The organism is Algoriphagus aquaeductus, from assembly GCF_003253485.1.
GTDB classification, from domain to species: domain Bacteria; phylum Bacteroidota; class Bacteroidia; order Cytophagales; family Cyclobacteriaceae; genus Algoriphagus; species Algoriphagus aquaeductus.
The window spans coordinates 49,485-69,197 of sequence record NZ_QKTX01000012.1 but is presented as its reverse complement, the minus strand read 5'-3'; the positions used below and the strand labels follow the sequence as shown (position 1 = coordinate 69,197).

Sequence of the window (19,713 nt, the reverse complement as noted above, 5' to 3'; positions counted from 1 at the left end):
TCATATCAACTAAATTGGATTCTAAATGTGGTTCCTACGTGAGGTTTGCTTTGGACAGTAATCTTCCCTCCCATGGATTCAATTTGCGTTTTTACGATATATAAACCGACTCCTTTGGCCTCTGGATGATCATGAAACACTTTATTCATTCCAAAAATCTTATCGCCATTTCTTTCGAGGTCGATTCCAAGGCCATTATCACTGATTTCCAAAAAGGCATTTCCATCTTCAAACCCTGATTTTAGGTTAATATGTGGTCTTCTTTCAGGGTCTCTATACTTGATTGCATTGGATAGAAGATTGAGAAAAACACTTTCCATATAAGATTTGGAAAACTGAATGGATTGTAGATTTGAAAAGTCCTCTATCAATTCCGCATCTGATTCGAGAATTTTCCCTGTTAGTGCCAATTTTGTTTTTTCAAAAATCTCCTCAAAAAATACCTCTTCTAAATTCTGCCCTTGGTCTTCTTGGACTCTCAAGACCTCCAAAGCCTCCTCCATACTTTGGGAGAGTGACTGAACTACCCCTAAGATCAAGGACCAATACTCATTTCTTTGCTCGGGATTGGACTCCTCTTGATAATATCCCAACAGCGTCTCAATAGAGTACACCGGCGTACGAAGATTATGAGATACAACATGAGCGAAATTCAGCAACTGATGATTTCTTCCTTCCAGCTTTTTAAGTAGCTCGCGGAGCTTCAATCTTGAATCAGCCAATTGAGAAATATCTGTGGCAATCCCTATGAATCCCAGATTTTTACCTTCGGGTGAAGTGATGGGTGAAATATTTAGCTGAACTGGAATCCTCTTTCCGGATTTAGTAAGGTAGGTCCATTCATCGGAGTAGACTTTTCCAAGGATAGGGAGCGAAGTGAATAGCTCTTTACCTGTTATTGTCTTCCCTAGCTCCTCCGACATCTTTTTCATGCGCGTCTCCACCTCTATATTATCATGAAAAATCAGCGGCTTTGCTTTCTCAATAAGCTCTTCAGGGGTGTATCCCAACATTCTTTCGGCTCCTTTGGAAAAATGCCTGATTAACCCATTTTTATCGGTAGAGACTATACAGGCTTCAGCAGTATCTAAAATAGCGTGAAGCTCCTGATTCCTTATCAAAACCAACTTTTCCAAATTCTGATTATTCAGCTTCAAATCTTCTTCAGCCTTTCGACGCTTTATATCAGAATAGTTGAGCCAAGAAGCGGCATCCCAAACCACCCAAAGACCTAAAAGCAAGAAGGAAAGGGCAAATAATACAATTCCAAATTCTACCTGTATGAGATCGTACCGATGAAGCTCAATCCGCAACCCCGCAAGAATCACGAGGACAAGAACTAACCTTGGGGTAAATCTTCTGGCCATTTTACTCCCAATCTGACTTCCGGTCAGAAGCCCAGTGATTCCGAGGTTTGGATTTTGGAGCGAGATTATTTGAGAATACAAAAACCAACTAAATGCTGTAATTGGTGAAATCCCTGTCAGAAAAGATAACCTGTAAAAATCAGGTACACGCAACATATACCCTAAAAGGGCAATGAAACACAAGAGCGTGATGCCATGAATTAAAATCTGACCCCATTCTTTTCTTGAGGATTTGGATTGCAAAATGAAATAACCCACTGAAAAAAAGACAAATATCAGCGAAGTCATACCCGGCATTCGGCCAGGAAATGGAACCTGATTCTGTCTGCCAAGTACATCTTGGAATAAGAGCTCGTCAATTCCAAATGAAAACCCTGTGACATCTTGAATAAGAGAAAGAAATGAAACACCGAAAATCAGCGAAACCAATCCGAAGCGCAGACCCTGTTGAGCCTCTCGGATCCAAAAATGACAGATAATAGCAGCCAATACTAACAGGACAACGGAATTAAATTTTAAGCCCGGGACATCTTGAAAAATTTGATTCAAATACGGGAATTCAAAAAGTCGGGTCGCAAATAAAAGAAGACTCAAACCGAGAAAGATGAATGTACTAAGGATTAAAATTTTTTGGTAAGGCTTGGTTTCTTTAATATCCATGAAAAATCAGGGAGTAATGGGTTGAATAAAGGGTTAAAAGGATTGCCAAAAGACCAGTTTCACAAGAATATTGTGATGAAACATGGGGTTTGGGTAGAATTAAGCTTGATTTCTTTTTTAAGCTTCTCTAGGTCATTTTAGCTTCAATTTGTTAGGAGACACTCAATGTTTGATATACCATAAACCGATCCAACGGTCAAAGCGTAGAATGAACTATATAATTAAACGGAATAAACAGAAATCGGCTGATTTGGACAAAATCAGTCGCCAAGGTCAAGGAAAGATTACTTCTTTTTAAACTAATAAAGCAAAGGGGACAATCCTGTAAGATTCAAATGAGGGTCATCAAGTGATTTAAAAATGGCTCTTTTTTAAAAGAAATCCAAATAAGCATGAGAAATAGCCTGTAGATGGATGATCGTTAATTAGGGAAAGGTGATGTTTACCTTAAATTTCGATTTTATCTCGATTGGTTATGATTTGTCTGAAGAAGGACTAAACCAAAATCTTATAATTTTTTCGCAAAATCCTGTAAAACTTTCCGGCAAAGGACCTCTCATCTTTGTAGCGTAATCATTTCACAAAATGGAAAGCGCTACGACAACACCACAAAAAATACATAAACAGACTTTTCCCGTCACGGGCATGACCTGTGCCGCCTGCGCTTCGAGTGTGGAGACCATTCTCCAATACACCGATGGGGTCCATGCTGCCTCGGTCAACTTTGCGACCAATACCGTCCAAGTCGAATGGGATGATCGCCTAACTCCCGAAGGCATCAATGCTGCCCTTCAGGATGTGGGATATGGAATCATCATCAGCGAAAAAGCGGTTATCGAAACTGTTCAGGAAGAACAAGCCAAGAAATACCAGGAGGTAAAAGCCCGGACCATCGGAGCCGGATTATTGACCTTACCCGTATTTGTTTTGGGGATGTTTTTTATGGATTGGGAAGCAGGCCGATGGATCAGCATGGCGCTGAGTATTCCGGTGCTGTTTTACTTTGGTCGTCATTTCTATGTCAATGCCTGGAAACAAGCCCGTCACCGCAAAGCCAATATGGACACCTTGGTGGCCTTGAGTACGGGTATCGCCTTTCTCTTTTCTGCATTCAACACCTTCTTTCCGGAATTTTGGCATGCCCAGGGAATCCACCCGCATGTCTACTATGAAGCAGCCACGGTGATCGTGGTGTTTATTTCCTTTGGAAAAATGCTCGAAGAACGGGCCAAATCCCAAACCGGAACTGCCCTCAAAAAACTGATCGGCCTTCAGCCCAAAACCTTGACCCTCATCCAAAACGGTCAAACCCAGGAAATCAAAATCGAAGAGGTCCAGCTTGGAGACCGCATCCTGATCAAACCCGGAGAAAAAATCCCGGTAGACGGAATAGTGGAAGCTGGCTCCAGCTACATTGATGAAAGTATGATCAGCGGGGAACCCGTGCCAGTGGAGAAAAAAGCCGGCGATAAGGTCTTTGCCGGAACAATCAATCAAAAAGGAAGCTTGGAGATCCTGGCTGAAAAAGTGGGAGCTGCTACCCTGCTTTCCCAAATCATACAGCGTGTCCAAGAAGCTCAGGGAAGCAAAGCGCCAGTACAGAAACTCGTGGATAAGATTGCCGGGATTTTTGTTCCTGTAGTTATCGGGATAGCGTTGGTTACCTTTTCGGTTTGGATGCTTTTAGGAGGAGAAAATGCCTTTTCGCATGCCTTATTGGCAGCAGTTTCAGTCTTGGTGATTGCCTGTCCATGTGCCTTGGGGTTGGCTACTCCTACAGCGATTATGGTGGGTGTAGGCAAAGGCGCCGAAAACCAAATTTTGATTCGTGATGCTGAAAGCCTTGAACTCGGTCACAAGGTCAATGCGATTATCCTGGATAAAACGGGGACGATTACAGCGGGGAAACCGACTGTGGTTAGTTTGCAGTGGTCAGTGGACAGTGAGCAGTCGTCATTGCGCCTGCCCGCAGCGGCGGGAGCGTCTCTTGAACGAAGCAATCTCTCAATTGAAAACACATCTCCCCCTTCAGGGGGCTGGGGGGTAGAAATACTCCTTTCTCTAGAATCCAAATCCGAGCATCCCCTAGCTGAGGCGGTGGTCAAATTCTTGAAGGAAAAAGGGATTCAATCGGTCGAATTAGAAAGCTTCGAGAGCATCACTGCCAGAGGAGTAAAAGGTAAATTTGAAGGCAAAACCTACTTTGTGGGCAATGTAAAACTGCTGAGCGAAAACGGGATTTCTATTCCTACCGAACTTGAATCAGAAGCTAAATCATGGAGCGAAAAAGCACAAACGGTGATTTGGTTTGCGGATGAAGAAAATGCGCTGGCTATTTTGGGTATTCAAGATCAGATTAAACCAAGTTCAAAATTAGCCATTGCCAAGCTCCAGAATTCAGGGGTGGAAGTCTATATGCTAACCGGAGACAATCCCCAAACCGCCAAAGCTGTAGCTGAGGAAGTAGGGATTGACCACTTCAAAGCCGAGGTGATACCTTCCGACAAATCAGACTTTGTCAAATCCCTTCAGGAAAAAGGCAAAGTGGTTGCCATGGTAGGCGACGGCATCAATGACTCAGAAGCCTTGGCCCAAGCCGATGTCAGCATTGCCATGGGACATGGTTCGGATATCGCGATGGACGTAGCCAAAATCACCCTGATTACGTCAGATCTGGAAAAAATCCCCCAGGCATTCCGCTTGTCTCACTTGACCGTCAATGGAGTGAAACAAAACCTCTTTTGGGCATTTATCTATAATGTGATCGGAATTCCGATTGCTGCGGGAGTGCTTTATCCGATCAATGGCTTTCTCCTCGATCCCATGATCGCCGGTGCCGCGATGGCCTTTAGCTCGGTTTCTGTAGTGATGAATAGCCTGAGATTGAAAAATTTGAAGATTTGAAGATTTAAAAATTATGGCACAAGAATTCGGAATTCTGTTCTTAGGTCTTGTGTCTTGCGTCTAATATCTAACTTTCTATAACATGAAAACTCTAAAATTCAAAACCAACATCCAGTGTTCCAACTGTCTCGCCAAAGTCACTCCCAAGCTCAATGAGCAAAGCGGAATCGATTCTTGGAACGTAGATCTTGCAGATCCTGATCGAACCCTTACCGTAGAAACAGAAAATCTGGAACCCGAAGACATCAAAAAGGCGGTGTTGAAAGCTGGATTTATTGCGAATCCATTATAAATCTGTCATGCCTACGGCATTTTACGGATCCCAATCCCCATTTTTCTACCAAGCTTTAGTGCCTAACGGCACAAATCCCGTTTGAAAATTTGGTGGATGAGATTTAAAAAATTGGATGTAATTTCTTCCAGCTCGGGTCCCGCAAGGGACCATAGCTCGGTAGCAAAATGAATTCAATTGATGATTTGCTAGTCCCGTAGGGACGATACCTATTCAGGTTCTTTGAAGATATATACCGGATTATATTCGATTTCGAGTTTATCGAGTATTTTCTTATACTCTTCAAGAAAGTTCGATTTCCTGTGATGTTCCTTCTGTTGCAGGATATAATTTACCACTTTGGGCACATCAGATTTGGTATAGGAAAAGGCTCCGTATCCCTCCTGCCAAGCAAACTTGGATTTAGTGAGCTTTTCTTCATTAATCCATTTCGAAGTAGATGCTTTCAGCAATTGCATTAATTCACTTAAGGATTGATTAGGGCGAAATCCAAACAAAATATGAACATGATCAGGCATACCATTTATAGCTAAAACTTTATGACCATGATTTTGAATAATCGCGATCATGTAATCAAATAACCTAGATTCCCAATCTGGAGATATCAACCCCATTCTGAATTTAACAGCAATGACAACTTGGAGGTGGATTTGAGTAAAAGTATTTGCCATAAGTCTAAAAATTTGAATCCCAACAATGAAATGAAATTAAACAAGAAAGCCTATCAAATCAACTATTGAACTTCCCAAACAAAATTCCGTACTTTTGACTCAATGAAAACATTGATTTCCATATCGCTTGCCTTTTTCGTGCTCTTCTCTACCATCGGGATGGCGAAGACCACGCATTTTTGCATGGGCCATGCGATGAAGTCGGAAATTGGTTTTGGTGAAAAGCATCTCGACTGCGGTATGGCCATGGATATGGACCACAGCGAAAATGAGGAAGACAATCAAAAAGACCCCAAATCCTGCTGCGAAAACATCACCGAACACCTTCAGGTCGATGAGGATGTTCAGCTAAAGAAATTTGAAATCAAGCTTGACCTCAACTTTGCCCTAGCACTGGTTCAGGTTTTTATTTTTGGAATTGATTCTTCCCTTCAGGAAAATCCGGAACTTCCCAACTACTCCTCTCCCCCGCCAACTGAGGACCTTCAAGTCCTTTACGAAACCTATTTAATCTAAACCCAAGGTTTGGGCAAATCGCTTTTGCCCGCAGTAAACCCTTTTGCCAAAAGGCAAAGGGATACATATTCTGTATTAAAACCTTGGAATTATGATTAACCGAATCCTCAAGTATTTTCTTGAAAACAAACTGGTTACGGTACTTTTCCTCCTGCTGATTATCGGTTGGGGCATCGTCACCGCACCGTTCAACTGGAATGTGGGATTTCTCCCCCGAGATCCCGTGCCTGTTGACGCCATCCCCGATATCGGGGAAAATCAACAAATCGTCTTTACCGAATGGATGGGCCGGTCTCCTCAGGATGTGGAGGACCAAATCACCTATCCCCTCACCACCTCCCTGCTCGGACTTCCTGGAGTAAAAAGTGTTCGTTCCAGTTCTGCGTTCGGCTTTTCCAGTATTTATATCATTTTCGAAGAGGACATCGAGTTTTACTGGAGCCGTTCCCGTGTTCTGGAAAAACTCAATTCCCTTCCAGCCGGACTTTTGCCGGAAGGCGTCCAACCCAAACTCGGCCCGGATGCCACGGCCTTGGGACAAGTCTATTGGTACACCTTGGAAGGTCGGGATGAAAACGGAAATCCAACCGGTGGCTGGGATCTGCACGAACTCCGAACTATCCAGGATTACTACGTCCGCTATGCCTTGACCGCAGTGGAAGGCGTGGCTGAAGTGGCTTCTGTAGGCGGTTATGTGAAGGAATACCAAGTCGATGTGGATCCTGCAGCGCTCAAAGCGCATGGTGTTACGCTGATGGATGTGATGGAGGCCGTTCGAAAATCCAACTTGGACGTGTCTGCCAATACCATCGAGGTTAATCGAGTGGATTACTTTATCCGAGGCTTGGGATATGTGGAGGAACTTTCTGACCTGGACAAAGCCGTAGTCAAAGTCACCAATAATGTTCCCATCCGCATTCAGGATATAGGCAAGGTCAATATTGGTCCCCAAACCCGAAACATGTCCGGCATCCTCGACAAGAGCGGGGCTGAGGCCGTTGGCGGAGTGGTCATTGCCCGCTATGGAGATAATCCCCTGAAAGTAATCGAAGGAGTAAAAGCGGAGATCGAAAAACTTTCTCAGGGTCTTCCCGCCAAAACCCTGGGCGACGGAACAGTTTCGAAAGTCACTTTGGTCCCATTCTATGACCGAACAGGCCTAATCTATGAAACCTTAGGCACGCTTTACGAAGCGATCAACCTTCAAATTTTAGTCACCATCCTGGTAATCATCGTGATGGTGTACAATCTCAGGGCTTCCCTCCTGATTTCGGCTTTGCTTCCGATGGCGGTGCTGATGTGTTTTATTTTCATGAAGTACTTTGGAGTAGACGCCAATATCGTGGCATTATCCGGGATTGCAATTGCGATCGGAACTATGGTGGATTTAGGTATTATTCTCAATGAAAATGTCCTCCGACATCTGGAAATGGCACCCAAAGGCCAATCCAACCTCAAGACCGTTTACTTGGCTTCGGCTGAGGTTTCGGGAGCCATATTGACGGCTGTCAGCACCACGATTATCAGCTTTTTACCAGTCTTTACCCTACAAGCAGCCGAAGGAAAGCTCTTTGGTCCACTAGCCTACACCAAGACTTTTGCGCTGATATCAGCGGTAATTTTCACCTTGTTGATTATGCCCGCGTTTTCCCATTGGGTATTCAGCATGAAATCAGCCAAGGGAAAAATCGGTCGATTCCTGAATTATGGATTGGTGATTTTGGGTCCGATCGTAGCCTTCACGCTTTGGTCTTGGGCGGGTTGGTTACTGTTTAGCTATGGCTTAGTTCACACGCTTGCTTTCCATTTTCCTGAGAAAGTTGAAAAGCGTAAAAGCTTACTCATCATTGCCGTCACATTGGTTTTTGTGGCCTGGCTACTGACTCAGCAATGGATGCCTTTGGGTGTTTCGGTCAGTATCCTAACCAACTTTATCTTCATAGCCTTGCTTTTGGGGCTGGTTTTGGGAGGATTTGCCGGATTTATCAAAGTCTATCCCCGCATCCTGAATTGGTGTTTGGCGAATAAGGGCACTTTCCTGCTCTTTCCACTGGTTGTCATTCTACTTGGCGCTAGTGTTTGGTTAGGTTTCGGTCGAGTCTTCGGAATAATCCCCAAAGCCTTCGACGCCGTGGGCGTAAACATCCGTACCACCGGTGTATGGTCTGGATTGACACATACTTTTCCGGGTTTGGGAAAGGAATTTATGCCATCGCTCAATGAGGGTTCTTTCCTGTTGATGCCGACGACCATGCCGCATTCGGGGATGCAGGAAAACAAAGAAGTCCTTCAAAAGCTCGATATGCTGGTGACTGCGATTCCTGAAGTCGATATGGTGGTAGGAAAAGCGGGACGGGCAGAAACCGCAATCGACCCTGCCCCGATTTCCATGTTTGAAAATACGATCAACTACAAGTCGGAATACGCCACAGATATCAATGGCAACCGACTTCGCTTCAAGGTTTCGGATGGAAAGTATGAGTTAAAGGATGGTTCCTTTTACGATCCTGCGACCATGACTCCCAATCAGATCAAGGTTTCCGACTTGATCGAAGATGAGGACGGGGAATATTTCCGTCAGTGGAGAGCTCATATCCGCACCCCGGATGATATCTGGAATGAGATCCTCAGTGTGATCAATCTCCCCGGAGTGACTTCATCACCCAAACTTCAGCCTATCGAAACGCGCCTTGTGATGCTACAGACCGGCATGCGGGCCCCAATGGGCATCAAAGTATATGGTCCAGATTTACAGACTATTGAATCCTTTGGCTTAGCGTTGGAAAAGTACCTGAAAGAGGTGCCATCTGTGAAAAAAGAAGCGGTCTTTGCCGATCGGATTGTAGGTAAACCTTATCTCGAACTCGATATCGACCGGGAGCAAATCTCCCGCTATGGCATGAATGTGGTCGACGTGCAGGACTTCATCGAGACAGCGATTGGTGGGATGAAACTCAGTACGACCGTGGAGGGCCGGGAGCGTTTTCCAATTCGGGTACGCTATGCACGGGAATTCCGAGACGATCCGGATGCGATCAAAAACCTTCAAATCCCAACTCCCATGGGTAATTACATTCCCTTGGGTCAGGTGGCCAACATCACCTACCGTCCCGGACCAGATATGATTCGAGGCGAAAACAGCTTCTTGGTGGGTTATGTGTTGCTGGACAAAATGCCGGGATTTGCTGAAGTAACGGTGGTCGAAGATGCCAAGCGTTACCTGCAGGAAAAGATGGATTCGGGAGAATTGAAGGTCCCTAATGGCGTTCGATTTGAGTTTTCGGGATCTTATGAAAACCAAATCCGAGCTGAGCAACGCCTAGCCATCGTGGTTCCCTTGTGTTTGATTCTGATCTTCCTGATTCTCTATTTCCAGTTCAAAGCTGTCTCCACTACCCTGTTTGTCTTTACAGGGATAGCCATGGCTTTCTCGGGCGGATTCCTGATGATTTGGTTTTATGGACAAGACTGGTTTATGGACTTCAGTCTCTTTGGAACCAATTTCCGCGACTTGTTCCAGATGAAAGTGTATAACCTCAGTGTGGCAGTTTGGGTGGGCTTTATTGCCTTGTTCGGCATAGCCACGGATGACGGAGTGGTGGTTGCTTCCTATTTAGACCAAAGCTTCAAGGAAAACAAGCCATCGACCGTACAGGAAATTCGAGCTGCGGTGTTGGAAGCCGGAAAACGCAGAGTCTTGCCTTGTATGATGACAACCGCAACCACCCTGTTGGCCTTGCTGCCAATATTCACATCCACTGGTCGGGGTTCGGATATCATGATTCCGATGGCGATTCCTTCTTTGGGCGGAATGATCCTGGAAGTAACGACGGTATTTATTGTGCCTACCCTGTATTGCTGGTGGGCCGAACGAAAATTGAAACACAATTCGGAGGTTTTCGCCGATGAATCAAACGCATAAGGTCATGGAAAACAAGACACTAGTTAATTTGAGATTTCAGATTTCGGATTTCGGATTTCGGGGTTCCTTATTCGATATTCGAAATTTGGAGTTCAAGGTTCGGACGGTTATCCTACTACTTACCACTCACCTTTTACTGCTTACAAATGAGGCCAAAGCCCAATCCCTCGACGACTACCTCATCCAAGCTGCTGAAAACAACCCCGGACTGAAGGCTTCCTATGCGCGCTACCAAGCCATGGCGGAGCGGGTGAATCAGCCGAGTTTGGCAGATCCGGAACTTCAGGTGGGTTTTTTTCTCGAACCCATGGAGCGATTTATGGGCAATCAGACGGCGGATTTCCGCTTGATGCAGATGTTCCCTTGGTTTGGAATGATCGGAACACAAAAGGAAGAAGCCAATCAGATGGCCAAAGCACAGTATCAGCTTTTCTTGGAGGAAAAAAATCAGTTGCTACTTCTGGTCAAATCCACTTGGTATGAGCAGATTCGTTTAAAGGAAGAAATCAAAATCGCTCAGGAAAACCTCGAATACCTCAAAAAATACGAGGAACTGGCGCTGATTCGCTTTCAAGCAGGTACCTCTGCACCAAGCTCAGCTCCTTCCCAATCTATGCCGCAGCCCACTGTGAATTCTACCTCGGCTGGAAGTTCAAGCGGAATGGGTGGCATGGGAGGAAATACCTCAAGCGCCATGAATAGCCCGAGTTCCATGAATTCTGAGATGAGTGCTGCTCCGATGGGAAGTTCCACTACAGGAATGAGTGCCGTGCTACAGATCCGAATGCAAATCCGGGAATTGGAGAACTCCATTGAGCAGCTTCAGGCCAATCAGGAACCACTTCAGATTAAATTTAATCAGCTGCTTAATCGGGAAATCCGGGCGGAAATCAATCTCCCGGAACAATTAGAAAAACCCGTGTTGAGCTTGGAAAAACAGGAAATTCTGGACAGCATCCGCCAAAACAACCCCATGCTCGCCATGTATCAGGCCGAAATCGGAGCCTACGAACAACAAGCCAAAATGGCCAAACTCGAAGGAAAACCCATGCTGGGTGCTGGAGTCAATTACATGACCTTTGCGCCAAGACCTGAAAACGGCATGCAGATGGGAGGAGAGAATATGGTCATGCCTATGGTCAGTTTGACCCTTCCGATCTACCGAAAGAAAATCAATTCCAAAATCAAGGAGACGGAATACCTCAAAGAATCAGCCCAATTGGATCGCCAAAAAACGGAAAATCTCCTCGCAATGGAATGGGCAAATGCCTTCAGGACTTGGGAGGAAAGCGAGCGAAATTTTCGACTTTACGAGGACCAAATCCAGCTGGTCAATCAGCAAATACGGCTTTTGGAGACTTCCTTTATCAGCAATGCCACCGGTCTCGAAGAGGTGCTTCGGGCTAATCAGCAGCTTTTGGACTATCAGCAAAAGCGTATCAACGCACTTAATCAACAGCAGCAAAGTCTTGCCCAACTGGAAGCTTTGGCAGCTACTTCACTCACCTTTCAACCGTGAATTGAAATGAAAAAAATACTTGAAAATAAATTAGCCCTGATCCTCGTGACCTTGGTCGTCGGAGGATTGATTGGATGGATACTCAAACCATCCTCCTCTGAATCCCATGAAGGACATGCCCATGAAAATGAATCCGGTGTTCCTACACTTTGGACCTGTTCCATGCACCCGCAGATTAAGTTGGGCGAACCGGGAGACTGTCCGATTTGCGGGATGGATTTGATTCCTGCCTCCCAAGCAAGTTCGGGAAGTGACAATCCAATGGTCTTTGAAATGACTCCTGAAGCAGTGGCTTTGGCACAAATCCATACCACCAAAATCGGAGGAACCAATGGATCCGGAGAACTTTTCCTTACCGGAAAAATTCAGGCTGACGAACGTGAAAATGCAGCCATAACGGCTAAATTTCCAGGTCGAATCGAAAAACTCTTCGTGACCTTCACTGGAGAGAAAGTCAAAGCAGGTCAGCGGCTTGCTACGATCTATTCCCCGGAATTGCTCACTGCACAGCGGGAATTGCTGGAAGCAGTAAAGTCCAAAGCCTCATTCCCTCAACTCTATGCTGCTGCCAAGGAAAAACTCAAACTCTGGAAATTGACCGATGGTCAGATCACGGAAATCGAGCAAAGCGGAACGGTTCGGGAACAATTTGACATCCTTGCCGATCAATCCGGTGTAGTGACTCAGCGAAATATCGCGGTGGGAGATTATGTGAGTACGGGTTCGGTCTTGTTTAATGTGGTCAATCTCAACAAGCTTTGGGTGCTCTTGGATGCCTATGAGTCAGATTTGCCGCTTCTTTCCACCGGAAATGAAATCAGTTTTACCGTGGCCGGAATGCCGGAGGAAAATTTCAAAGCAAAAATCTCCTTTATCGATCCGCTTCTGAATGCCAATACCCGTGCAGCCTCTGTGCGGGCGGAAATCACCAATTCGGGTGGAAAGCTAAAACCGGAAATGTTTGTCACCGCCAAAATCCAAACTGCAAAGAAACCAAGTTCGGCAGGTGTTACAATACCCCGAACAGCCGTTTTATGGTCAGGAAAGCGCTCCGTGGTGTATGTTAAAGTCCCCAATTCTGAAATGCCGGGATTTGAGATGCGCGAGGTGACCTTGGGTAACCGTATGGGAGACAATTACCTGATCGAATCCGGTCTTCAGGCGGGTGAAGAGATCGTGACCAACGGAGTTTTTGCCATCGATGCCGCTGCTCAGCTTTCAGGACAATACAGCATGATGAAGCGTCCGCAAACCAAATCCTTGGAGGTTTCGGAGGAATTCAGAAATCAAATCACGGCAGTGGCGGATGCCTATTTTCAGGTAAAAAATGGTTTGGTGAAAGATAAGCTAGATGAATCACAAAAGGCTCTTGCAGCAATCGAACAAAGCCTTTCCAAAGTAAATATGGGTTTGGTGAAAGACCAGGCCCATGATAAATGGATGGAGATCCTAAATGGAATGAAAGATGCCCGGGCAAAAATGGCTTCGGCAAAAGATATCGAAGAGGCCCGAAAGCATTTTTCCATGCTTTCCTTTCATGTCTTGGAAATGACTGAGACCTTTGGCATCAACAAGGATGTGGTGTATAAAGATTATTGCCCGATGGCTTTCGGAGATCAGGGTGCGTATTGGCTGAGCGAGCAAAAGGATATCACCAATCCTTATTTCGGAGCCTCCATGTTAGCCTGTGGAGAAGTGAAACAAACCTATCTGAAAGGCCAGCCGGTAATGGATCTTTCAGGCACTTCTTCAGCTCCTGCAACACATAAACATTGATTTACCTATCCAGACCTGTCAGATTTTCAAAAACGTGGCAGATCTGAATTTAAAAATGTCGCCCCTGTGAGTGCCTGCCTGTCCAGAAGGCAGGTCCCCACTCACAGGTTGAAAAAGAAAATTCAAAAAACAATATCTATAAACTCATGAAAAAGACCCTTTTATTTGCTTCTCTCATTTCTCTCGCCCTTTTCTCCTGCGGAGAAAAATCAACCAACTCAGAAACTCAAACCGAAACTCACGCATCTGGTGATGCCTCATCTGCCAGTTCGGTTTCGGTAAATAGCTCCAAATCTACCAGCGGAATTATCGATGCTTATTTGGCTGTGAAAGATGCCTTGGTCGCAGATGATGCTGCCACGGCAGCTGCAAAAAGTGCTGACTTGGTGTCAGCCCTGAAGACTTATGATATTGCCGGTTCCCAAGCCAATGATCCAGAGGAATTGGAAAGACTGCAAGTGGAAGCCACAGATTTTGCCGAAAAACTTGCCACAGCTGACATCGCAGCCCAGCGGGAAAGTTTCCAGGCCTTGAGTGTAGTAATGAAAGACATGCTGAAAATTGCAGGAACTGACCGCACGCTTTACCATCAATATTGCCCGATGTACAAAGGAAACACCGGTGGGATGTGGCTGAGCGCCAACGAGGAAATCAAAAACCCGCTGTTTGGCAGCTCCATGTTGACTTGTGGTCGAGTGGAAGAAACTTTGGCATTGAACTGATTTCATTTCAAAGGCGGGTACTAACTTGTACTCGCCTTTTGATTTATACACCAAATGAGAAAATACTTTCTATTCACCCTTAGCCTTCTTCTGCTTTTCTCCACGAATTCATTTTCCCAAGAAAAAGTATTGGAACCGCTCAAAGTATCCCAAATCCGTGGAATCAATGTGTTTGGAAAGCCGGTGGACAACCAAACCCGCTGCGTGCATTGGCATTCCGAATTGGATATCATTGCCATCAAATTCAAGTGTTGCGACAAGTATTATCCCTGTTTTTCCTGTCATGAGGAAGAAGCAGACCATAAGCATCAGGTTTGGCCTAAAGCCGAATTCGATCAAAAAGCCATACTGTGTGGGGTATGCGGCAACGAACTGAGCATCAAAGATTACATGGCCTCCAACAATACCTGTCCGCATTGCAAATCAGGTTTTAACCCCGGTTGCAGTAAGCACTATCATCTGTATTTTGAGACGGAGGAAAAAAAAGAATTCCCGAAATAACCCAAAACCTTATATCACCCAGAAATGAAAAAGTTTATCTACACCCTTTTGATCCCCATTTTCATCTCCAGCTGTACGGGGAAATCCGAAAATCAAACCTCAACTACCGAAGACCACAGTCAACATCAGCCTGCCGAAACTTCACCCGCAGCGTCAAAAAGCCCCCGAACTTCTGCCATGGCCCTAGTGGATGGGAACCACATTCATATTGATTACTCCTCTCCCAGCGTAAGAGGAAGGCAAATATTTGGAGGCTTGGTTGCTTTTGGAGAAGTATGGGTTACTGGCGCACACAAGGCTACCTCCATTCAGTTTGACAAGGCCGTGAAAATCGGTGAAAAAGAAATCCCTGCCGGGAAATATGGGCTGTTTACCATCCCCGGAGAAACGGAATGGACCTTGATTATCAACCAAGTTTGGGATATGCATTTGGCAGATGACTATGATGCGGGTAAAGATTTGGTCCGGATATCCCTGACTCCAGAAGCCTTGCAAGAAACGGTCGAATCACTTACCTACACGGTTGAAGAAACCTCAAAAGGAACTGCCCTAATCTCTATAGCTTGGGATAAAACCAAGATCAAATTTGAAGTGAAGAACCTCTAAGTCCCCCCACCCAGCCTTATGAGAAAAAACAATCAATATTACACCCGGAGAATCCATCGGTTTCTGGGTGTATTTATAGGAATCCAGTTTCTGTTTTGGACGGTTTCGGGCCTTTACTTTTCTTGGACCGATATCGATGAGATTCACGGAGATCATTTTCATCAGGATCACATGATGCACTTGACTGCCAACAATCTGGTGGATCCATCCAGCTTGGATTCGACCTTGGAAGTGGCCAACCTGGAACTTCGATTCGTCAACCATCAGCCCTATTATTGGATCAATCAGGAGAAACTATTCCATGCCCAAACCGGCGAAGCCCGGGGAGAAATCACCGAGGAAGAAGCTAAGCAAATTGCCATGATCTATATCAAAGGAGATTTTGGGATCGAGTCAGCGGAATACTTGACCGAAACAGGTTCGCACCATGAATATCGTGGACGTCCCCTACCTGCTTGGGCCATTCACTTTGACCATCCCGAAAAACTGACCGCCTACATCGATGCGAAAAGCGGGAATTTCGAGCGTGTTCGCCATCGCAACTGGCGCTGGTTTGACTTTCTCTGGATGTTTCACACCATGGACTATGCCGGCCGGGACAATTTCAACAATCTGCTGCTGAGAGCTTTTTCGCTCTTTGGCTTGGCTACGATCGTTTCTGGTTTTACGCTGTTTTTTATGACTACGAAAAAGTCCAAAAAATAATTTCAGATCTAAGCAGCTCCCCAATGTGGAAGCTGCTTAGATCTGATCTCACTTAGTATCTTGTGGAATACTTTAAATCATTGTATTTCAATGGATTGACCTGCATACAAAACTCCATTCTCTCCTTTAATTTGAAAGGTAACCCGGCTATTTTTCCAGTCAAACTTTGCTACTCCGTAATTAAGTTTAGCAATCAACTCATTAATTCTGAATCGGTTAGGCTCTTCTTGGATCGTTTTCCAAGTATGAGTCAATCCACTGGAGGTGATTTCATAAAGTCCATTGGGAAATCTTTCGTCCTCGAGTTTCATTATTTCGGCTATATGTCGATCCCCGCTAAGAAGAATCGGAGTTTTGGCACCCGAGATCGCAATCACATTCAGTAGTTTTTCCCGCTCTTTTGGAAAATTTGCCCACTTTTCATGAGGATGTTCAGTAGGGAGCATTTGAATACCGGATATAATCAAATTTACCTTTGCCGAACTTGAACGTAATTCATTTTCGAGCCAGGTCCATTGAGTTTCTCCTAAAATTACACCGGTTTCATTAGGCAGATAAACGCGATCGGCCCGAATCAAAGTATCCCTAAAGTACCGGGCATCTAACAAAATCACTTTGACCAAATTCTCCCCGCTCCCAAATATATGGGAAGAGTAAGCGCCTTCTCTTGCTCTCTCTTGTGCGCTATCGGGAACGCCTAAAAAGTCAAACATGAGGTCTCTGGAAGCTTTTTTCTGGGCATAATTTTTACCTCCGTCATTGATTCCATAATCATGGTCATCCCAAATCCCAATAATTGGAGTAGAAGCTTTAAGTTTTTGGTATCCTGGATTGGCATTTTGGCGGGCATATTTAGCGCTCAAGGTATCCATGACAGGAGAATCCCCATAAATATTGTCTCCCATCCAGATCCATAAGTCTGGGTTCTCGGAAACAATCGGATCCCAAAGCGGCTGAGGCAAATCTTGTCTGTTGCAGGAACCAAAGGCAATGACTTGAATGGAGTCAGAATCAATTGTTACTTCTTCTTTTTTGCAAGAAGCCAAAAGGACTAGCGATAGGAATGAAAAACTGAAAATGGTTTGAAATTTCATGTTCGATTTTTTTGCAACAAAAATGCAAAAGCAAGACAAATTGAAAACACCCACTGATCAAACTTATCAATTTCTTCATATTGGAAAGGAAATAGAGCGGGGATTAAAATCAAAACCAAAAAGTCAACTCTTTTGCCAGAACTTACCCTTTTTGAATTTCATCACCAAAAATTTCCTTGACCACCCAGCCTTTGCCCCATTCCTCCATCTCTTTTTCCGTCCAGAGTTCGGGGAAAAAGATCACTTTCTGAAAACGGGGAGGAAGGTATTTTTGCCAATTCGTGCCCCCTGTAGCAGCAATATCCACCGGATCTCTCTGAAGATAACGGACAGCAGATTTATAATGCGCCAATGGCCAAAACACATTGGCTTTCAAATCAAATAAGCGCATCAACTCCGTCATTTCCCCGGAAGGGTTTTCCAACTCCATGTACTTCTGCCAAAGATTTTTACGGCGGTAATCTTCGATCAATTCGATGAGTCTTTTTCCGTATTTGGCTTCGAAATTTTTCAGTGTCAAGGTTTTTTGACCTGTGGCAAGCTCGATGGCCCCCTGTTGCCAATACAAATGAGCGAAAAGATCATCAGCAGGACTGTGGTAATCGAATTCAGCTCTTTTGCTCAGTGTAATCAGGTGAAATGCATCAGTAGCCATCAATTCAATCTCTCTAAACTGAGCACTTTGAAACCCAGAGGATGGAAGAAGAGACATTCTAAATTTAAGAAACTGCTCTTTTTCCATTCCTTTCCACATCATGGCAAAAGAACTGATCAAATGATCAAAGTACATCAGAATCCGCTCCAACCGTGCACGGAAAAAATCCTCTGAAACGGGGTTCTGATCAGCGATCTGTTCCATCTCAGAGATAATCAGTTTGAAATACAACTCCGTGATCTGATGGTAGATGATAAAAATCTTTTCATCCTTGAAACTGGTTTTGGGCTGCTGTAAAGACAGCAGCGTATCCAGGTTGATGTATTCCCAATATGTAAGGTAGTCCGCATACAGCAGGCCTTCCAGGTAAGAAAGCATATCCTGACCAGAAGCTTTAAATTTTTCCTGAAGCTGATGGATTTTGTCTAATATCTTTGGATCAAATTGGGATTCGTGCATGGGAATTTTTAGTCAAAAAGGTAGTTTTTTCAGCGCCTTTCTCCTTAATTTCGGGCGGCTGTCGGCTTTTCTTCGCGGCAAAAATGACTGATTCCCAAAAATAAACCAAATATATCATGGAGGCTGTTGAAATTCAGAAATCCCTAAAACAGGATCTTTTTGAAGGAGTGGATTTTCTAGACTTGGACGATTTGCTTACCGAGGAGCAGAAACTGATCCGATCTTCAATCCGGGATTTTGTAAAAAAAGAAATCTCTCCCTACATCGAGGACTGGGCTCAAAAGGCGCATTTCCCTTATGAAATAGTCAAGAAATTCGGGGAAGTGGGTGCTTTTGGTCCTCAGCTTCCGGTAGAATACGGTTGTGGGGGATTGGATTACATCTCTTATGGATTGATCATGCAGGAGATTGAGCGGGGAGATTCAGGAATGAGATCTACGGCTTCTGTACAGGGATCCTTGGTGATGTATCCTATTTACAAGTTTGGAACCGAAGAGCAGCGCCTAAAGTACCTTCCCAGACTTGCCTCCGGTGAATTGCTCGGTTGCTTCGGGTTGACCGAGCCAGACCACGGTTCCAATCCCAGCGGGATGGTGACCAATTTTAAGGATATGGGCGATCACTACTTGCTCAATGGAGCCAAAATGTGGATTTCCAATTCTCCCAAAGCCGATATCGCTGTCGTGTGGGCAAAAAATGAAGAAGGAAGAATTCAGGGACTGATCGTGGAGCGGGGAATGGAAGGCTTCTCTACTCCTGAAACACACAACAAATGGTCGCTTAGGGCCTCTTGTACCGGCGAGCTGGTTTTTGACAATGTGAAAGTGCCGAAAGAAAACCTACTTCCGGGCAAAACCGGTTTGGGTGCTCCGATGATGTGTCTGGATTCAGCAAGATTCGGCATTGCTTGGGGAGCAATCGGTGCGGCTATGGATTGCTACGAATCGGCACGTCGCTATGCCGCTGAGCGTATCCAGTTTGGAAAACCAATTGGTGGCTTTCAGCTGACGCAAAAGAAACTAGCAGAAATGCTCACCGAAATCACCAAAGCCCAGCTTTTGGCTTGGAAAGTCGGTAAAATGATGAACGAGGGAAAAGCCAAAACAGTGCACATCTCCATGGCCAAGCGCAACAATGTGGAAATGGCGCTGAATATCGCCCGAGAAGCCAGACAAATTCACGGAGGAATGGGTATCACCGGCGAGTATCCTATTATGAGACACATGATGAACTTGGAGTCTGTGATCACCTACGAAGGTACTCACGACATTCACCTGTTGATTTTGGGTAATGAGATCACTGGCATCCAAGCGTTCAAATAAATAAAAAGTTAATCCCGGTTTA

General features: G+C 44.9%; 15 protein-coding genes. 11 read left to right on the top strand and 4 right to left on the bottom strand.

What is annotated here, in order from left to right; all coding sequences use genetic code 11:
- Positions 1 to 5: 5 nt before the first annotated feature.
- Entirely contained in the window at positions 6 to 1,916 is a 1,911-nt protein-coding gene (locus tag CLV31_RS15710; RefSeq protein WP_181452651.1) for a sensor histidine kinase, read from the bottom strand.
- Positions 1,917 to 2,612: 696 nt separating this feature from the next.
- Between CLV31_RS15710 and CLV31_RS15705 the strand changes: the two genes are divergently transcribed.
- The gene (locus CLV31_RS15705; RefSeq protein ID WP_111393861.1) at positions 2,613 to 4,931 is read left to right on the top strand and encodes a heavy metal translocating P-type ATPase; all 2,319 of its coding nucleotides are present in this window, start codon (positions 2,613 to 2,615) and stop codon (positions 4,929 to 4,931) included.
- 82 nt (positions 4,932 to 5,013) lie between these two features.
- A complete protein-coding gene (locus CLV31_RS15700; RefSeq protein WP_111393860.1) occupies positions 5,014 to 5,223 on the top strand; it encodes a heavy-metal-associated domain-containing protein in 210 nt (69 codons plus the stop codon).
- A gap of 209 nt (positions 5,224 to 5,432) precedes the next feature.
- Here CLV31_RS15700 and tnpA read toward each other — a convergent pair whose 3' ends face one another.
- Positions 5,433 to 5,894: an IS200/IS605 family transposase gene (gene tnpA, locus CLV31_RS15695; protein ID WP_111393859.1), complete on the bottom strand. Its 462-nt coding sequence runs from the start codon at positions 5,892 to 5,894 to the stop codon at positions 5,433 to 5,435.
- A gap of 102 nt (positions 5,895 to 5,996) precedes the next feature.
- Between tnpA and CLV31_RS15690 the strand changes: the two genes are divergently transcribed.
- From CLV31_RS15690 to CLV31_RS15655, 8 genes are all read left to right on the top strand, one after another.
- Entirely contained in the window at positions 5,997 to 6,410 is a 414-nt protein-coding gene (locus CLV31_RS15690) for an HYC_CC_PP family protein (RefSeq protein WP_146250910.1), read from the top strand.
- A gap of 91 nt (positions 6,411 to 6,501) precedes the next feature.
- A complete protein-coding gene (locus CLV31_RS15685; protein WP_111393857.1) occupies positions 6,502 to 10,332 on the top strand; it encodes an efflux RND transporter permease subunit in 3,831 nt (1,276 codons plus the stop codon).
- A 4-nt stretch (positions 10,333 to 10,336) separates the two neighbouring features.
- On the top strand, positions 10,337 to 11,851 hold the full coding sequence (locus CLV31_RS15680) for a TolC family protein (RefSeq protein ID WP_181452650.1): 1,515 nt from the start codon (positions 10,337 to 10,339) through the stop codon (positions 11,849 to 11,851).
- Positions 11,852 to 11,857: 6 nt separating this feature from the next.
- Positions 11,858 to 13,627 (top strand): efflux RND transporter periplasmic adaptor subunit, encoded by a 1,770-nt coding sequence (locus CLV31_RS15675; protein WP_111393855.1) that lies wholly within the window; start codon positions 11,858 to 11,860, stop codon positions 13,625 to 13,627.
- Between the two features lie 146 nt (positions 13,628 to 13,773).
- Positions 13,774 to 14,349: a DUF3347 domain-containing protein gene (locus CLV31_RS15670; RefSeq protein WP_111393854.1), complete on the top strand. Its 576-nt coding sequence runs from the start codon at positions 13,774 to 13,776 to the stop codon at positions 14,347 to 14,349.
- Between the two features lie 54 nt (positions 14,350 to 14,403).
- Positions 14,404 to 14,850 (top strand): CHY zinc finger protein, encoded by a 447-nt coding sequence (locus CLV31_RS15665; RefSeq protein WP_111393853.1) that lies wholly within the window; start codon positions 14,404 to 14,406, stop codon positions 14,848 to 14,850.
- 24 nt (positions 14,851 to 14,874) lie between these two features.
- Positions 14,875 to 15,456: a DUF2911 domain-containing protein gene (locus CLV31_RS15660; protein WP_111393852.1), complete on the top strand. Its 582-nt coding sequence runs from the start codon at positions 14,875 to 14,877 to the stop codon at positions 15,454 to 15,456.
- Between the two features lie 18 nt (positions 15,457 to 15,474).
- The gene (locus CLV31_RS15655; protein ID WP_111393851.1) at positions 15,475 to 16,161 is read left to right on the top strand and encodes a PepSY domain-containing protein; all 687 of its coding nucleotides are present in this window, start codon (positions 15,475 to 15,477) and stop codon (positions 16,159 to 16,161) included.
- 77 nt (positions 16,162 to 16,238) lie between these two features.
- Here CLV31_RS15655 and CLV31_RS15650 read toward each other — a convergent pair whose 3' ends face one another.
- Both CLV31_RS15650 and CLV31_RS15645 read right to left on the bottom strand, forming a co-directional pair.
- Positions 16,239 to 17,255, bottom strand: a complete 1,017-nt coding sequence (locus CLV31_RS15650; protein ID WP_111393850.1) for an alkaline phosphatase D family protein — start codon at positions 17,253 to 17,255, stop codon at positions 16,239 to 16,241.
- Between the two features lie 142 nt (positions 17,256 to 17,397).
- A complete protein-coding gene (locus tag CLV31_RS15645) occupies positions 17,398 to 18,369 on the bottom strand; it encodes a tryptophan 2,3-dioxygenase family protein (RefSeq protein WP_111393849.1) in 972 nt (323 codons plus the stop codon).
- 116 nt (positions 18,370 to 18,485) lie between these two features.
- Between CLV31_RS15645 and CLV31_RS15640 the strand changes: the two genes are divergently transcribed.
- Entirely contained in the window at positions 18,486 to 19,691 is a 1,206-nt protein-coding gene (locus tag CLV31_RS15640) for an acyl-CoA dehydrogenase family protein (protein WP_111393848.1), read from the top strand.
- Positions 19,692 to 19,713: the final 22 nt, after the last annotated feature.

Coding starts and splice junctions, on each gene's coding strand:
- CLV31_RS15685 (WP_111393857.1), top strand. CDS start 6,502: ATGATTAACCGAATCCTCAAGTATTTTCTTGAAAACAAACTGGTTACG.
- CLV31_RS15675 (WP_111393855.1), top strand. CDS start 11,858: ATGAAAAAAATACTTGAAAATAAATTAGCCCTGATCCTCGTGACCTTG.
- CLV31_RS15655 (WP_111393851.1), top strand. CDS start 15,475: ATGAGAAAAAACAATCAATATTACACCCGGAGAATCCATCGGTTTCTG.
- CLV31_RS15645 (WP_111393849.1), bottom strand. CDS start 18,369: ATGCACGAATCCCAATTTGATCCAAAGATATTAGACAAAATCCATCAG.
- CLV31_RS15690 (WP_146250910.1), top strand. CDS start 5,997: ATGAAAACATTGATTTCCATATCGCTTGCCTTTTTCGTGCTCTTCTCT.
- CLV31_RS15670 (WP_111393854.1), top strand. CDS start 13,774: ATGAAAAAGACCCTTTTATTTGCTTCTCTCATTTCTCTCGCCCTTTTC.
- CLV31_RS15660 (WP_111393852.1), top strand. CDS start 14,875: ATGAAAAAGTTTATCTACACCCTTTTGATCCCCATTTTCATCTCCAGC.
- CLV31_RS15700 (WP_111393860.1), top strand. CDS start 5,014: ATGAAAACTCTAAAATTCAAAACCAACATCCAGTGTTCCAACTGTCTC.
- tnpA (WP_111393859.1), bottom strand. CDS start 5,894: ATGGCAAATACTTTTACTCAAATCCACCTCCAAGTTGTCATTGCTGTT.
- CLV31_RS15680 (WP_181452650.1), top strand. CDS start 10,337: ATGGAAAACAAGACACTAGTTAATTTGAGATTTCAGATTTCGGATTTC.
- CLV31_RS15665 (WP_111393853.1), top strand. CDS start 14,404: ATGAGAAAATACTTTCTATTCACCCTTAGCCTTCTTCTGCTTTTCTCC.
- CLV31_RS15705 (WP_111393861.1), top strand. CDS start 2,613: ATGGAAAGCGCTACGACAACACCACAAAAAATACATAAACAGACTTTT.
- CLV31_RS15640 (WP_111393848.1), top strand. CDS start 18,486: ATGGAGGCTGTTGAAATTCAGAAATCCCTAAAACAGGATCTTTTTGAA.
- CLV31_RS15650 (WP_111393850.1), bottom strand. CDS start 17,255: ATGAAATTTCAAACCATTTTCAGTTTTTCATTCCTATCGCTAGTCCTT.